General features: G+C 37.4%; 12 protein-coding genes and 1 rRNA gene. 2 read left to right on the forward strand and 11 right to left on the reverse strand.

Annotated elements, in window-relative coordinates:
* The 6 genes from H3R25_RS06405 to H3R25_RS06430 all read right to left on the reverse strand — a co-directional run.
* Positions 1-414 (reverse strand): 16S ribosomal RNA (locus tag H3R25_RS06405); the annotation flags it as partial.
* 570 nt (positions 415-984) lie between these two features.
* Complete coding sequence (serS, locus tag H3R25_RS06410; protein WP_198194634.1) at positions 985-2,292, reverse strand: serine--tRNA ligase; 1,308 nt, start codon at positions 2,290-2,292, stop codon at positions 985-987.
* 417 nt (positions 2,293-2,709) lie between these two features.
* Positions 2,710-3,675: an AEC family transporter gene (locus tag H3R25_RS06415; protein ID WP_198194635.1), complete on the reverse strand. Its 966-nt coding sequence runs from the start codon at positions 3,673-3,675 to the stop codon at positions 2,710-2,712.
* A 6-nt stretch (positions 3,676-3,681) separates the two neighbouring features.
* Positions 3,682-5,325, reverse strand: coding sequence for a malolactic enzyme (locus H3R25_RS06420; protein ID WP_198194636.1), 1,644 nt, complete (start codon positions 5,323-5,325; stop codon positions 3,682-3,684).
* Positions 5,326-5,520: 195 nt separating this feature from the next.
* Positions 5,521-6,048 (reverse strand): GNAT family N-acetyltransferase, encoded by a 528-nt coding sequence (locus H3R25_RS06425; protein ID WP_109715121.1) that lies wholly within the window; start codon positions 6,046-6,048, stop codon positions 5,521-5,523.
* Complete coding sequence (locus H3R25_RS06430) at positions 6,048-6,653, reverse strand: TVP38/TMEM64 family protein (protein WP_198194637.1); 606 nt, start codon at positions 6,651-6,653, stop codon at positions 6,048-6,050. The genes H3R25_RS06425 and H3R25_RS06430 overlap by 1 nt, the downstream gene beginning before the upstream one ends.
* A 242-nt stretch (positions 6,654-6,895) precedes the next feature.
* Between H3R25_RS06430 and H3R25_RS06435 the strand changes: the two genes are divergently transcribed.
* Complete coding sequence (locus H3R25_RS06435) at positions 6,896-7,684, forward strand: alpha/beta hydrolase (protein WP_198194638.1); 789 nt, start codon at positions 6,896-6,898, stop codon at positions 7,682-7,684.
* Between the two features lie 114 nt (positions 7,685-7,798).
* Complete coding sequence (locus H3R25_RS06440) at positions 7,799-9,175, forward strand: NAD-dependent succinate-semialdehyde dehydrogenase (protein ID WP_198194639.1); 1,377 nt, start codon at positions 7,799-7,801, stop codon at positions 9,173-9,175.
* Between the two features lie 48 nt (positions 9,176-9,223).
* Here H3R25_RS06440 and H3R25_RS06445 read toward each other — a convergent pair whose 3' ends face one another.
* From H3R25_RS06445 to H3R25_RS06465, 5 genes are all read right to left on the reverse strand, one after another.
* Positions 9,224-10,258 carry a zinc ribbon domain-containing protein gene (locus tag H3R25_RS06445; RefSeq protein WP_198194640.1) on the reverse strand — a complete coding sequence of 345 codons (1,035 nt, stop codon included), beginning with the start codon at positions 10,256-10,258 and terminating at the stop codon, positions 9,224-9,226.
* Between the two features lie 96 nt (positions 10,259-10,354).
* Positions 10,355-11,911 carry an ATP-binding cassette domain-containing protein gene (locus H3R25_RS06450; RefSeq protein ID WP_198194641.1) on the reverse strand — a complete coding sequence of 519 codons (1,557 nt, stop codon included), beginning with the start codon at positions 11,909-11,911 and terminating at the stop codon, positions 10,355-10,357.
* A gap of 297 nt (positions 11,912-12,208) precedes the next feature.
* Entirely contained in the window at positions 12,209-15,157 is a 2,949-nt protein-coding gene (locus H3R25_RS06455; protein ID WP_198194642.1) for an MMPL family transporter, read from the reverse strand.
* A 14-nt stretch (positions 15,158-15,171) separates the two neighbouring features.
* A complete protein-coding gene (locus tag H3R25_RS06460; RefSeq protein ID WP_074425966.1) occupies positions 15,172-15,735 on the reverse strand; it encodes a TetR/AcrR family transcriptional regulator in 564 nt (187 codons plus the stop codon).
* Between the two features lie 186 nt (positions 15,736-15,921).
* Positions 15,922-16,851 (reverse strand): serine hydrolase, encoded by a 930-nt coding sequence (locus H3R25_RS06465; protein ID WP_198194643.1) that lies wholly within the window; start codon positions 16,849-16,851, stop codon positions 15,922-15,924.

The raw sequence follows: 16,851 nt of genomic DNA on the forward strand, positions 1-16,851 counted from the left end.
CCATCAGACTTGCGTCCATTGTGGAAGATTCCCTACTGCTGCCTCCCGTAGGAGTTTGGGCCGTGTCTCAGTCCCAATGTGGCCGATCAGTCTCTCAACTCGGCTATGCATCATTGCCTTGGTAAGCCGTTACCTTACCAACTAGCTAATGCACCGCGGGCCCATCCTTTAGTGACAGCTCGAAAGCCGCCTTTCATAGCTTGAGCATGCGCTCTTACTTCTTATTTGGTATTAGCACCTGTTTCCAAGTGGTATCCCAAGCTAAAGGGCAGGTTGCCCACGTGTTACTCACCCATCCGCCGCTCGCGCTATTAAATTCCTACCGAAGTATTCCTTTAACTTTGCTCGCTCGACTTGCATGTATTAGGCACGCCGCCAGCGTTCGTCCTGAGCCAGGATCAAACTCTCATTTTTAAATGTTTGTTTGAATGTTTGCTCATTCGTTCCAAGATTTGCATCTCGGATTTATTTGCTTGCGAAATTGACTTCGCTCTTTTGTTTTGGGTTCTTTAAACCCGCACATTTTTGCGAAAACATTGTTCAGTTTTCAAGGTACTACCTGCCGCTTATTGCAGCGCCTTAGATATTTAATCAGATCTTGTTCTCTTTGTCAAGAACTTTTTTCTGACCGCTATCTTCGACTTGCCTTAGCAGCGTGTGTTATCTTACTAAACCTGCTAACTTTTGTCAACTGGTTTTGCTCGATTTTTTCTTTGTCCGACAGTGCTTTTGAGCACTTCGTCAAGAACAAATAATACTTTACTCCAATTGGTAGAACTCGTCAAATAATTTTTTATGTTCGGTATTCGAGGAGTACTAAATCAAAATTAGTTTAAGCTAATTACTAATATCATCATTATCTCTAATTATAATATTTACTTTAAAATAAAATATTCGTAATTTGTTCATTTTTGGGTTGGATTTTGTAATTTTATGGCAAAAAAATTTCAATAAAAAAAGGTCGAAATCGACCTTTTAAGTTATTTAGATTAAGCTTTCTTCCTTAGTAATCTTTGTTTTACCATTCATATAAGGAACTAAAGCTTCAGGAACTGTTACTGTTCCGTCTTCATTTTGATAGTTTTCTAGAATTGCTGCAACTGTTCTACCTACTGCTAGTCCTGAACCGTTTAATGTGTGAGCTAAGTGCAATTTACCATCTTCATCGCGATAACGAATTTGGGCACGACGTGCTTGGAAGTCAGTACAGTTTGAACAACTGGAGATTTCACGGTACTTATCTTGAGCTGGCATCCATACTTCTAGATCATAAGTTTTTGCACTAGTAAAACTTGCATCCCCTGTTGACAATGCAACGACATGGTATGGCAAGTTCAGTTTTTGTAATAAGTGTTCAGCATTCTTGGTTAATTTATCAAGTTCATTCCATGATTCTTCAGGCTTACAGATTTTAACCATTTCAACCTTTCTGAATTCATGCATTCTGATTAATCCACGAGTATCACGACCAGCTGAACCTGCTTCACTTCTAAATGCTGGTGAAAGTGCAGTTACATTAATTGGTAACCGATCTTCATGAATAATTTCATCACGGAAGTAGTTAACTAATGGAACTTCTGCAGTTGGAATTAAAGTTAAATCAAGTGGCTTGTCAGGATCATCATTATCTACAATTGTGTAAACATCTTCACGAAATTTAGGGAATTGGCCCGTACCTTGCATTGATTCATCATTAACTAAGTAAGGTGGAATTACTTCTGTATATCCTTCTTTAGTATTTTCATCTAAGAAAAAGTTAAATACAGCACGTTCAAGTAATGCACCGGCACCTTTATAGTAAACAAAACGTGCACCAGAAACTTTTGCACCACGATCCCAGTCTAAAATGTCTAAATCAGTTCCTAATTCCCAATGTGCTTTTGGTTTAAAAGATAATTTAGTAGGTTCATGCCACTTACGTACTTCTTCATTGAAACTTTCATCAGGGCCAATTGGGTCTGAATCATCTGGGAAGTTAGGCAATCTTAACAAAATATAATTTTGCTTTTCGGTTAAGTCAGCAACTTTTTCATCAAGTTCTTTAATTTCTTGACCAACTTCACGCATTTTTTCAATCGCAGGAGTTGCATCTTCCTTGTTTCTCTTCTTTTCAGCAATTTCCTTTGAAACTTTGTTACGCTCTGCCTTTAATTGTTCACTACGGTTCAAGCCCTCACGACGATCAGCATCAATTTTTACCAATTCATCGAGTTCTTCAGGCTTAATGCCACGTCTACTAAGTTTGTCCTTAGCCCAATCAAGATTCTCGCGAATCACTTTAATATCTAACATAGTTTACCTCCACAAAAAAAGCCAATTCATCCCTCAAATTGGGACGAATTGGCTCTACATGGCTTCGCGGTACCACCCAGTTTCAACCACGAATTTCGCAGTTGCACTTCATTAAGTTGGCGATAACGGTGCCGCAATGCCGTGTAACTATTAATTACCCACATTAATGGAATCTGGAAACGACTTCTATTCGCTTACACCAAAATGCGAACTCTCTGAATCAGTCTTAGGACTCCGTGTTTTGAAATTATTTTAAGTCATTCCTACCCGTTTGGCAAATACTATTTTAAATTATATGAACATTTATATTTTAACCAAAATAAAACCAATATACTTATTGCGGCATCAAGTTAATTCTTACCTGCAAAAAAAGAAATCCAAGCATTACTTGGGTTTCCTTTTATTTAACATTATTTACTACAAAAGCATTTGGGTTATTTCTAAAACGAGCGGGACAACAATCACAAACAATACAGTCGAAGTAGTTACAACATTAGTTGCATATTGTACATCCCCATGCGATTCACCTACAAGAATCGGTAAAACTGCTAAAGCAGGTGTCGCGGACTGTACTATCAATGTTTGTTTTGCTAGCCTCGTTAGTGCTGGTCCCCAGCTTCCACCAACAACAATTAAGGTAATCATCAATGCTGGAACTAATACAAATCTACCAAGTAAAGCCCAAATTGTATCACGGTCGAGGTGAATAGACTTTAAACCAGCATCAGCCAAAATAATACCAATATAAATTAACGACATTGGTGTTACAATTCCACCAACCATGCCTAAAACAGCAGTAATCCAACTTGGGATTGGTACTTCAACTAGCAAGCAGAGCAAAGCAATTAAGAAACCTACTAGTGGTGCTGGTAGTAATTTCTTCCAGTTAAATTTTTGCTGTTTCTGTTTTTGTACAGTTGGATCATCACTAGAAATAAAGAAGACACCGATTGCCCAAGTTGAAACTGTATTTAATACGTAGTAAATCAAAAAATACGGCATACTTTTTTGACCAAACAGCGCAATATTTAATGGTAATCCAATAAAAATCGTATTGGCATTAGTAATCGCATTAATAAATGTCCCTCGCCTACCTTTACGGATTCGTAAAACTTTGCATAGTAACCAAGCAAAGAAATAGCTTAAGGCAAAACAGATGATTGCATAGATCAGGCCACCAGTTAGGCCAAATAATTTTTCCCTCGTTAGATACTTTAAAACCGAAACAAAAATTGAAGCAGGTAAAGCAATATTCATAATCAAATACGAAATGTTACTTTTAAATTGATCACCAAGCTTTCCACTACTACGCAACCAATACCCTAATGCAATCACTAACAAAAGTTCGACAACACTAGTCAAAGATGTAAGAAAGGCTTGCATTTATTCTCACTTCCAATCATCTGAATAAACTGGAGACCAGCGCAAAGCTTGCACTGCTTCTTCACCATCTTGATAATCGTTTTGATTAAGGTGGTCTTTAATTGCTTGGTTAGCTACAGCTTTTGCCACAGTTTGTGAAAAGACGTTTAATTTTTCAACCGGTGGTAAAACTGCGGCTCCCGGCTTACTTGAATCAACAATTCCACCTAGAGAATGGGCAGCAACACTAATCATCTCATCACTCAAAATCTTAGCATTGACTGCTAATGCTCCTAGGCCAAGTCCAGGATATACTAATGCATTATTAGCCTGACCAATTTCATATTTTGTTCCTTGATATTCAACTGGATCAGCTGGGATACCGGTTGCCACCAATGCCTTTCCTTTCGTCCATTGAATCAAGTCCTGGGCTTTTGCTTCAGCTAACTGTGTCGGATTAGACAGTGGAAAAATAATTGGTCGCTCAGTATGAGCTGCCATTTCTGTCACAATTTCTTGCGTAAAAGCACCAGATCTAGTCGAAGTTCCGACTAAAATGTCTGGATGTACTGCTTGCACAACACTCTTTAAATCTGTTAGTTGCTCCGGATGGGCAAACTCAGTCTTTTTTCTAACAAAAGGCTTCTGGGCAGGAGTTAAATCAGGGGTATCCTCAAATAGCAGTCCCTGTTTATCAACTAGGTAAAAATGTTTGCGTGCTTCATCTGGTTTCATCCCCATTTGCAACATTTCGGCATATACTTGTTCAACAATCCCGGTTCCAGCAGTTCCAGCACCAAAGCAAACATATTTTTGTTCGGTTAGCTTTTGGCCACTGATTTTTAACGCGCCTAAAATTCCCGCTAAAACAATTACACCAGTTCCTTGAATATCATCGTTAAAAGTTAGGATTTGTCCGCGATAGTGTTTCAACAAATTGTCAGCATTGTCACGACCAAAATCTTCAAAGTGGAGGTATAGCCCAGGAAAAAGCTTTTCAACCGCCTGAACAAAACGATCAACAAATTGATAATATGGCTCGCCATTTATACGCCGATGATGATTACCCAAATAAAGCGAATCACTCAGCAGCTTCTCATTGTTTGTTCCAACATCAAGTACTACTGGTAAAACACATGCTGGATCGACACCTGCCGCAGCAGTATAAACCATCAACTTACCAACAGAAATGTCGACACCTTGTGTGCCCCAATCACCTATTCCAAGAATTTCTTCACCATCGGTTACTACGATTAGTTTGATGTCTCGACCGTCAGCCGCATTTTTCAGGCTAGCCTCAATTTGATCAGGCTCATCAATAGAAAGAAAAGCGGCATTCTGTGGATTAACAAACAAATGACTGTAATTTTCAATTGATTCCGCAATTGTCGGATCATAAACAATGGGCATAAACTCAGTTACGTGTTCACTAAAGATCTTAAAAAACAAAACACGATTTGTATTAAAAACAGTCATGAGAAAAATGCGCTTTTCCAAATTAGTCTTTTTCTCTTGGTATTGCAGATAAACTTCACGCGCTTGTTCCTCAAGCGTTTGCTGTTTTGGCGGCAGCATTCCTTCTAAATGATATTGCTCACGCTGCTCTTTTGTATAAGCAGTGCCACGATTCAAAAACGGATCATTTAATCTTGTTTGACCTATCTTATCCATTTTGGACACTCTCCCATCTGTGTAATAATATATTCATTTATTAACACTTTCAGGGTATTCCCTTTATGTAGCAAGTTCAAATAATTAGCTTACTTAAGGTAATTAGCACTTTTTACAGACTCAATTTAATGCTTTTAGTTAGCGTAACTATTTTTAGCAAAAAAGTCTGGGAAACTGTATTTCCCAGACTCAAGTTTAATGATCTTTCAGCCATTGTGCTTTTTTCAGCACGTAATATTTTTCTTCGTATTTGAACAGCTTACTAATCTGACTTAGGTCAACCGCATAAGCATAGTCAAAACCTAGCGTCTTGAGCAATTTTTGTGAACGCAGGTTCTGCTTAAAAGTGCCGGCCCAGATTTCTCTTTGTTGCAACTTTTTAAATGCAAAATCAAATAGTAAGGTTAACGCCTCTGTCATATAACCATGGCCTTCAAACGCACGATCAAGTAGAAAGCCAACTTCCTTGGTATCTAGCAGTTCTTTTTCGCTCGTTCCTCGTTCATATAGTTCGACCAAGCCGATTACTTCTTCTGTTTGCATTAGACAAACCGCATAACTATACTTGCGTGCAGCGTATTGACCAGCGGCAACTTCTGCTTGGGCAAAATTGTCATAGTGCTGAAAAGCGGCTAGCTGCTTATAATAATCGTCCTGACCCCATTTTAACAATACTTCTGCATCAGTATTTTGAAAGGGTCTCAAAAACACCCGACTACTCATTACTTACCAACAATCTTGAGAAGCCAGTCCATCCCAAACATTAAAGCGAAACTATAAGCTGCGATTGTCCATGGTTTACCTAAAATAATGATCCAGAAATATGTCCAGAATTTCATGTCTGTCAATCCTGCTAATAAACATAGAACATCATCAGGAGCCATAGGCGCAACTATACAGACCGCAAAGAACCAGTTAAATTTATTCTGATTTTTAGTCCATTTCATATACTTATCAAGGGTCTTTTCGGACACAATATGCAGAATAAAGGGCCTACCATAAAAGCGGGCTAAGAAGAAGTTGATAATCGAGCCAATGCAGACACCAACGTAGTTATAGATAAAGCCTGCTAAAGGGCCAAAGAACACAACCCCACCCAGCAAAGACACTCCGCCTGGAATAATTGGAATGACCACTTGAATAATCTGGATTAACACAAAAATAACTGGGCCAATAATTCTTTTATCAGCCAGATATGCTTTCATTTTTGCTTGACTAGTAAAAATTCCTAAATTGTACCAGTAAATACATAATAAAATGATGATAATCCCGCTAACAACGGTCAAGATATTAATTAATTTTCGACTGGTTTTAGCTGACAGATGCATAGCTTACCTCCAATATTAGGGCTCATTTTACCAAAAAACTTAGTCTAATGATTAGTTTTTACGTCATTTAACTTAATAATTAAAATATTTTAACTTTTTTAAAGATTGCACTTAAATTTGCATCATGTAACTTAATGATAAACTAAAAAGAAGAAATTAAACGTACTAATAACTTTTATTTAAGTATAGTCCATCTAAACAATTAAAAAATAGTAGCCTAAATAATTGGGAGGAAATAGACAATGACAGAGATTTTAACTGATATCATCTTCGACGAGCAAAAGCAATTAGCGACAGATATTTATTTGCCCCAAAGCAACGCAAAAACCAAAATTTTGCTATTTTGGCACGGTGGCGGTTGGTTCCGTGGCGATAAAAGCAATCTTAAAGAGTTATGTTTGATGGCAGCTACTCGTGGTTTTCTTGTTTTTGCCCCTAATTATTCACTTGCTCCTCAAGCAATTTTTCCTGCTGCACATGAAGACAGCACTAATTTTGTTAAATGGCTATTAAACAGTAAATATGTCGCAGAAGGAACACAAATCAGTCAAATTGGCGTTAGCAGTGGGGGTACGCTAGCCTTACTAGTGGCAGGAAAATATGGCTTTCCAACCGTTACGTGGTCTGCGCCCGTCTCATTCTCTAATTGGATGAAAGATCATCCCACAGTTAAGCCATCACCTCAGGCTCATAAAGATTTTGGAACAGAAGACTTGAATGAAATCAATGACTCATTTTACAAGTATTTCACTTTAACCTATGCCGGTTCACCAAAAATGAGCACGCTCAAACTAATCGATGCAGCGTCATATGATTACCACAATCTCCATCAGCTTTTAATGATTAATTCAACTGATGAATTAGCACCAACTAAATATCTGCTTGCTTTTATTAACTATTTAGCCAGTCAAAATCTTGGGATTGAACTCAAATTAATTCCTGGGAAACGTCATGCAATGGCGTATGCCAGCGAGTACATTGATTTTTCTTTGACATATCTCGAAAACAGTCTAATGAATAACCAGCAGTAATACCGGTTAATTAAAAGTTAAAATTAGTAGCTAGTGCAACTTTTTATTGAAAACGGTTTATAATAGAGTTTATCTATTTGTAACGTAGAAAAGTATCTTTTAAGGAGAATTAATATGGCTAAATATCAATCAGTCAATCCATATACCAATGAAACTTTTGCCAGTTACGATAATCCAACAGCTAGTCAAATTGAAGATGCAATCAACTTGGCAGATGCACTTTATCATAAATGGCGTCACGAGACTCCAGAAAGTCGCGCTGAAATTTTACACCAAGTTGCCGATGGCTTCCGCCAAAATGAGGAAGAAATGGCTAAAATAATGACTCTAGAAATGGGCAAAATGATCAACGAGTCCAAAGGAGAAGTTGAACTATGCACATCAATTTGCGATTACTACGCTGATCATGGTCCACAAATGCTTAAGCCACAACCAATCGAATCAAACTTGGGTAATGCTTATTATCTTAAGCAAGCTACAGGAGTAATCATGGCTTGTGAACCTTGGAACTTCCCACTTTATCAAGTCATTCGTGTTTTTGCGCCAAACTTTATTGTCGGTAATCCAATTTTATTAAAGCACGCACATAATGTTCCTGGTTCTGCCGCATTAACTGCCAAAATAATTAAACAGGCTGGTGCACCTGAAGGTAGCCTCATTAACCTTTACCCTAGTTACGATCAACTTGACCAAATTATTGCTGACCCTCGTGTACAGGGTGTTGCACTAACTGGTTCAGAGCGCGGCGGGGCTTCTGTTGCAGAAAATGCCGGAAAGAACCTAAAGAAGTCAACTATGGAACTTGGCGGTAATGATGCCTTCATCGTTTTAGATGATGCGGATCCATTAGTATTGAAGAAAGCCTTAAGTTCTGCTAGAACGTATAACGACGGTCAAGTATGTACTTCATCTAAACGTATTATTGTGGTTAAATCACGCTATGATGAAGTTTTGCATGAACTGAAAAATGCTTTTTCAGTCTTAAAAGCGGGGGACCCACTCGACACTAGCACGACATTACCACCAATGAATTCAACTAGATCAAGGGATAAATTAAGTAAGCAAGTTGACGAAGCCATTGACGCTGGCGCAAAAATTTTCTACGAATATCCTGAGATTAATTCTGATGGAGCATTTTTCAGACCAATTATTTTAACCGATGTTGATAAAAACAACCCAGCTTATGACCAAGAATTCTTCGGCCCAGTTGCAATTGTTTACGAAGTAGAAGATGAAGATGAGGCTATTGCACTTGCTAACGACTCAAGCTATGGTCTAGGTTCATCTGTCATCAGCGCAGATGTTAAACATGCACAAGAAGTTGCAGCTCAAATTGAGACTGGAATGACCGTTATTAACGGAACCTGGATTAGCTCTGGAGAATTACCTTTTGGCGGAATTAAAAAATCGGGTTATGGCCGCGAATTGAGTGATTTAGGGATGATGGCATTTGTCAACGAACACTTGGTAATTGATATGCCAACGGAATAATCTTTTATAAATAAAAAAGCTGGACAGCTATAATGTCCAGCTTTTTTGTTACTCTTGTTTATATTTTTTGTATAGGTTATAACCTAATAAAATTGTCGTCATGACGCTTGATAAAATTAAGAAATAGGTCGAAGCACCTATCGAAACAGCATATAAAAGTAATTGACTAGTAATGTTCTTCAAGAAGCCTGTATTTGAAAGTGTAGTATTTGATAAGCGGAAAATTAGATAAACTAGGAAAAGTGACTCAATTATCGACAAAACAAATGCAATATTGCAATTCTTTTTTGTATCCTTCAGTGTATTATAAGTAATCACAATTGGGAATAGGAAAATCAATAGCCAGATTACACAGACTTCGATTCCTGGCACCAAAGTGCTACTTGATGAAAATAAACGTCCGGCCAGCCCAAATAAAACACGTGTAATTGACATTTTACCTGTGTATGAAATGTCAGAAACGGAAGCACCAGAACCAGTAAACAAAACAATTAGATTAATAATTGCCATTAAAATGACTAGCAGTTGGGTGTAATTAAAGTGCTTTTTGACCGTTGCAACTTCTTCTTCAACTCGCCTTTCGCCCTTGGAAGGCTCTTTTCCGTTTCTTTTAGACTTAACTTTTTCCTTAGACTCATCAACATTATTGAACATATTAGAGCCAAGCTGATTGACCTTTTCAGTTAATCGCTTATCGACTGTATAGCGCTCTATTTTGTCTGTTCGCATACATACCACATAGAGCCAGATAAATAATGCAAAAAAGCAAATCCAACCGATGCTACGAGAGAAACTCATAATCAGTAGCAATAAAATACCCAATAACAAAACAATCATACTATTGGCACGAATCCAATCGAGCATCCTTGCAACAATTATATTTTGCTTTTTAGGGTAAAACTCTTGGCGATAGTCTTCTCTTCTTGTAACAGTTCGTTCTGCTTCTTGTTTTTCTTTATTTTGAGGTTCGCGGGGGGCATCAGCAAAAAAGAGATCATGATATTTTTGCACATTGAAGTGACAATTAGGACAAATCGTATCCTCTGCTGAGATTTTCCGCCCGCAATTTGGACAAGTAGTCATAAAAAACATCCTTTGCTTGTAGTTAAATTAATACACTAATCATAAAACAAAAAAGGTGATAAAGAAAATTTCTTTATCACTCTTTTTAATGAAAAATCATTGTAAACCTTCAATTTTTGCTTTAAGTTCTTTGATTTCCGCAATTGTTGCATTAGGTGACAGCATTAAGCTATCCAATTTAAACTTAAGCAATTCAAGTTCATTTGCGTTGCTTTTCTCATTTTCATTAATTGGTGGTTCAGAAACCAGCAATTTTTTACTCTTAATCTGCCACTCTTTCAGCTTAATTTGATCAACAAATGCTTGGTCATGAGATACCAAAATAATTGCAAATGGATAATTTGTGATGAATTCGGCTAATGCGTTAATTGACCCAATATCCAAAAAGTTAGTTGGCTCGTCTAATAGCAGCAAATTATATTGCCCGGTAATGATCTTAGCTAAATTAAAGCAGACCAGCTGTCCACCGCTTAAACTACTAATCTTTTGTTGTGCAAACTGCTTCAAGTGCAAATCACCTAGAATCTGCATTGTTGAACTGTCATCAAACATACTGGTTTCATTAAGCGATGCAATCAATGTTTGATCAGTTTGTTTTACACAAATATTCTGATCAAAATAGCCAATTTTTAATTTGGGGCTATAATAACCCACTAGTTCCCGATGCTTAATTTGTTTTAAAAAGACGGTTTTGCCTACTCCATTTTGGCCAGCCAATAACACTTTTGTTTGGAAATCTATGTTAATTTCATTGTCAATGGTAAAAAGATTACGCTCAAAAGCCTGAACTTTCTGCTTATTTAGCCTAATTGCTTTATCATTACTGATATCTGCAATAGCTTGCTTTTCTGTTCCATTTTTAAATGTAATGGAACGACGAACCTGTGGCTTTTCGAGCTTAGCTTTCTCTCGGTTAAGTTTATTAGTCAGGTTTTTACTAGCCTTAATGACGCTGTTCTTGGCTCTTTGCTTACCCAATGATTTCGACCGCCAATCAGACGACGACAGACCTTTTTTATTCTTATTAAAAGTTTTTGCCTTATTGAGTTTCTGATTGGAACTAACTTGCAACTGATTAACACGCTTTTTTTGTTGCTCATACTCTTTTTCAAGAAAGTGCTGCTTATCAGCTTGAAACCGTTGAAATTCAGAATATGTTCCTGTAAAACCGCTGGCCTTTTGCTTTTGAATGTACCAAATATTATTGCAAACTTGACTTAGAAAATTTTGATCATGACTAACTATTAAACACGCAATCTTGCTTTTTTGTAGTAATTGAACCAACCACTTTTGCTGTTTAACGTCCAAATTAGAAGTTGGTTCGTCCAACAATAATAAGCCATTGGACATGTTTTTTAATTTAGCAATTGCTAGTTTAATAGCCAATTTTTCTCGTTGTCCACCGCTCTTGTCCTTTGCATCGAGCAATTGGGGAACATAAGCAAAATTACAATTTCTGGTAATTTTGCCTTTAATTATAAATGAATCGGTCATATCTTGTTGAGCAAGTATGTTAACTAGAGTAGTTTTGCCAACTCCGTTGTCTCCAATTAAACCGATTTTTTGACCTGAAGTAACATTTAAACTGTCAATTTCAAGTAATTTGGTAGCTGCAACGTCAATTTTTAAATGATCTATTTTAATTAATTCCACTTTAAACACCTCAATGTGTAAGTACGCTATTAATTTGCTTTTTTGCCAAATTAATACCTTGCCTCGCCCCACGTTGAGCTGATAATTAATTTTCCTATTTGAAAAGTGATTTAATTATTTAGCTATCTGTAGAGCTTTATTGATTATTTACATCTCTTGACATTTCAGTTCTCCTCATAATTCTGTTAATAAGTTAATTAGCGTTATTCTAGCTTATCTTAAAAGTTTTGTAAAGCTAGTCTAAATATACAAAAAAAGATTGAACACTCAAAATGAGCAATTCAATCTTTTAAAATTCTATTGTTTAACTCGTTTACTCTTATTCCAGTGCACGCCTTCATAAGTCAGTTTAACTGCTGCAGATAGCGTGATTGGCATAATGAAGACTAAAATAATTAGTCCGATAATTACAGTTAAAGCAACTTCAATTAAAGTTGGAATACCTGATGGAATCAATGCAGCGAAAGTACCACCTAAAATAATTGCAGCTGAAACAACAACTGTTCCGATAATACCACAAGCTTTAAGCATTCGTTCACTCGGCTTGCCTCCTTCAATTGCACGATAACGCGTCATCAAGAAGATACTATAGTCTACACCTAAGGCAATTAACAAGATAAAGCCAAAGAATGGTGTATTCCAAGTTAACATGTCTTTGCCCATTGTTGCCTTAACTACCCATTCAGTAATTGATAATGAGCAGAAGTACGCAATAAGTAATGTACCCAAAATATATAGAGGTTGCAATAATGAACGAGTAACGAAAATCAATGCGATTCCGATACCAATCAACATAATTGCGGCTGTTCTGATAAAGTCCTTGTTGGCAATATCCTTAATATCAGCAATGTTTGAGCTTTCTCCTCCCATTGCGATAGTTGCTTTATCAAGTCTTGTACCTGCTAAAGACTTTTTAGCCATTAAGCTTAAGTCTTGCGCCTTCTTGGTTGCCTTAGTGCTACTTGGGTTTGAACTAAAGACAATCATGATCATTGCTGATTTTTTATCAGGGCTCAGATAGTTCTTAACCGAGGTTTGGAACATATCATTCTTGATAAATTCCTTAGGAATATAGAAGCTATCTGCTGCTGATGAACTAGCAAGTCCGGTAAGATAAGCTCCACCTTGGCCCAAGCCACTGTTAACTTCATCTAAACCAGAAGTTAACTTAGGAGTGTTGTCTGCCAACTGACCTGCACCGGAATTCAATTTTCCTACACTTGAGTTCAGTTGACCTACGCTTGAGTTCAATTGACCAAGACTAGAATTAAGTTGACCTATTCCGCCGTTTAAAGTGGAGGCACCGCTACTTAATTGACCTGAAGCTGAAGCTAATCTACCAACACCTGATTGTAATTGACCCATCTGGCCAGAAACATTTGGCATTGAAGCTGAAGCTTGTGCCCATGATTTTTCAAGTGCAGCACCTGCTGCTTGCATTGCCGCCATCTTTTGTTGTGGTGTCAAGCCTGGAATGCTATTCATGCTTTGAGCCAAGTTGGCCTTGTAGCTCTTTTCCAAGGCTGCTTTAGTATTGGCTTGAGCTGAAGCAATGCCTTGAGAGCCAGCTGCTAATTGAGAATTAAGTTGATTCAAGCCGCTAGTCATTTGTTGCGTACCGCTTTGGAGTCTTCCAGCACCACCTTGCAATTGACCCGCACCACTTTGAAGTTGGCCGGTTCCGCTTTGGAGCTGTCCGGTACCATTTTGTAATTGACTTGTTCCACTAGCTAACTGACTTGCACCAGTTGATAATTGCTTACTTGCTTTACTTAGTTTACTTAAACCATCTCGAGCTTGGTCGACACCCTTATTAACTGTGTTTAATTGGTTATTAACATAAAGTTGATCAATTCGTTCTCCGTATGGTTGAGTAACAGAAGTTACTAGAGAAACATCCCCAGAAGATTGAATTTGTCTGGTAAGTTGATCAAGCAGTCTCAAATCTGCTTCATTGTCTAATTTATGATCACTCTTGATATAAAGGGTTGATGGTTCTGCCATCCCCTTGGAGAAGTGCTTTTCAACTACAAGCATTCCGGCCTTGGCAGGGGTAGCATTATCAATTTCATCAGTATCATCATAATTAAGATGACCTGAGTACATTAAAGCAAATGGTGTTACCACAACTGCTAAAACGACTAAATAGATAATTGGATGAGCCATAGTACTCTTAGAGATACCATGCCAGAGCTTATCTTCATGTTCACCAGTAAATTTCTTAACTGGCCAGAACATTTTTTCGCCTAAAACAGCCATGAAGAATGGGTTTAGTGTTAACAAAACAACCAGTAGGATAGCGACACCAACTGCAACACCGACTGCAGATTGGTAAATTGAGAATTTAGCTAAGCTAAGAGCTGAAAAACCAATTAAGATCGATGATCCTGAATACAAGATTGTCTTACCTGCTACCTTAAGTGCATCCTTCATCGCACCATAGCGATCAAGGCCATTACCTAGATTTTCTTTGAATTTATCATACAGTAAGATGTTGTAATCCGTTCCGATTCCGAACAACACAATGATCATAAAGACTTGTGTAAAGTTTGAAAATGGGAAGTTTTGATACTTAACTAGATTGGTAACAATCGAGAAAGCAGTGATAAATGAAACACCAACTGTTAACAAAGAAATTAATGGCACGATTGGTGACTTAAAGACAATTACTAGAACAATGAAAATGAAGACAATGGTAATGACTTCAGTCTTTTTAATTCCCTCTTGAATTGAGTTCGAGAAGGCGTTCTGTAAAACGTCTGCACCGGTGACATAAGTTCTGATACCTGCAGTTTTAACAGCCTTGGTTAATTCCTGCTCTACTTCATTAATTGGAGCGTGTTTTTTTGCAACGTTAACTTGTAAAATCCAAGTAGTCTTATCTTTTGACTGTAGTTGCTTCTTGGTAGCGATATTATCGTCTGGTGCTAAGACCATCTTAATACCGTATTTATCCTGATTTTCTTTAATGCGATCAATTGTGTCATTAATTGCATTCTTATCGTCTGCAGTTAATTTACCGTTTTTCTTATTAAAAACAACTGCAATTTGATAAGTGTTCTTTTGCTTAGGTCCCCAATCATTTTGAATTGATTGTGCGACCTCACTTTGAACATCCTGTGGTAAGGAAATGTTTGAGTGCTCACGCGTTAACCCAGTAACGTCTGGCAGTGCCACAACAGAAATAATCAGGATTAAAACCCATGCAATAAATGAAAAAATATGATTTTTAAATAATTTTTGCACTTTGTTTTTCCTCTCTATTCTTCCAAAATATTTTTCGGCTGGACCAGTTTGATAATCATATCATGGTAGCCTTGATCAGCCTCGGTACTGGTTTCACCCTCAATCGACGCGGACACATCTAAAAAGATATAGCCCAAAACAGCGCCAATTAAGGAATGAAGCGAAACAGTGCTGTCGCTTCTTAAATTCAGTTTGTCAGCAAATGCAATTATGTTCATGATTTCCTTAGTAATTGCATCTTCCGGCTTATACTCATTGAGGTGATAAAGAATGCTAAACAATGCAGGATCGTTCAAAATAAAATTGCGAACGATATCTGCAAATTTAAATAATGCCTCCTTACCTGAAAGTCCAATCAGATTATCAACTAACTGCTTACTTAGAATTTTAATCCTACTTGCACCAACAAGTGATAATAATTGCTTACGACCAGAAACATAGTGATAAAGAGATTGCGAACGAACACCAAGCTCCTTAGCCAAGCTAGGCAGCGTTGTTGCCGATAATCCTTTTTGACCAATCATTTCTGTTGCCTTAGCAATCACTTTATCGAGATCAAGGCTTCTTTTTTTAACCAACTTCATCCCTCCCTCTGACAGCATAGGAAACAATATAACACTACAAACCGCAGAATACAATCTACAGACTGTAGATTAATTCAAAAAAATTTCCAAATTGACTAAAATCTTGATTTAACAGGATTTTTGCATTAAAAATACCTCAAAAGCAAGTTAGCTCTTAAGGCATTTTTAAATTTATTTTATCTATTTAAAGAAATTGCTGACGACTTCTCCAAGTTTAGCAAACTTTTTATTTGAATTACTCCAAACGGCTACACAATATGCTTGACCATTATTTTCAATAATAGCAACACTAGAACGATCATCACCAATCGCATATACAGTCGCGCCGTGAACCTTTTGTACTAATTTTGGCTTTTGTCCTGTTGCGTTTTGATTCAATGATCCAAGTGTCAAATTAGAATACTGACGACTTAGTGTTTTATTTTTGTACAAGTCATCCATTACAGCGACCATATCGTTTGCCGTTGTTTGAGCTAATGGGTTGGCTGTATATTTTTTGCTAAATTTAGTGGAATCAGCTCCCATTTTTTTAGCCATAGCATTAACTTTTTGCGGTTTAACCTTGCGTAGTAAAACATTTCCTGCGGTTTTATTCCCCTGCATCAAAGTCTGCCTTAAAAAAGTTGTTCCATAAGCTATTCCAGGCTGCAAAGCTTTTTCGCCTTTAGCGCGGTCTGACTTTTTAACTTTGATTGCCGAATGACTGGTAAGCTTGCCGTGTTCTTCTTGGTAAAAAACTGCTGCTAGTAAAAATAACCGCCCAGTCCCAGTAACACCATGTGCTTTAGTGGTATTTGCCACGCGTGCAAACTTGCCAGAATTAAGGTCCTGAACTGCAACTTGGTAGCTCTGATCCTTTCCCATTAGCTTCTCAATCTGCTTGGCCCAAGTTTGATCACTACCTGAAGCAATCTGAACATGAGTCGGATATTCTACTTCAGCAACTTTTGGCTCATGCGATAGTTTACCTTTGCCACGCTCTTTTTTAACACTTTGGCTTTGACCCACAATTTCAACACTTGTATTTTGTACTCGCTTTAGGTTTAACGAATAGAGCATAAAAGCAAGTAATGTCGTAATCAGTGAGCCAATAATAACCTTGTTTTTCAT

Origin of the sequence: Lactobacillus sp. M0390 (genome assembly GCF_016102085.1) — a bacterium.
GTDB lineage: Bacteria > Bacillota > Bacilli > Lactobacillales > Lactobacillaceae > Lactobacillus > Lactobacillus apis.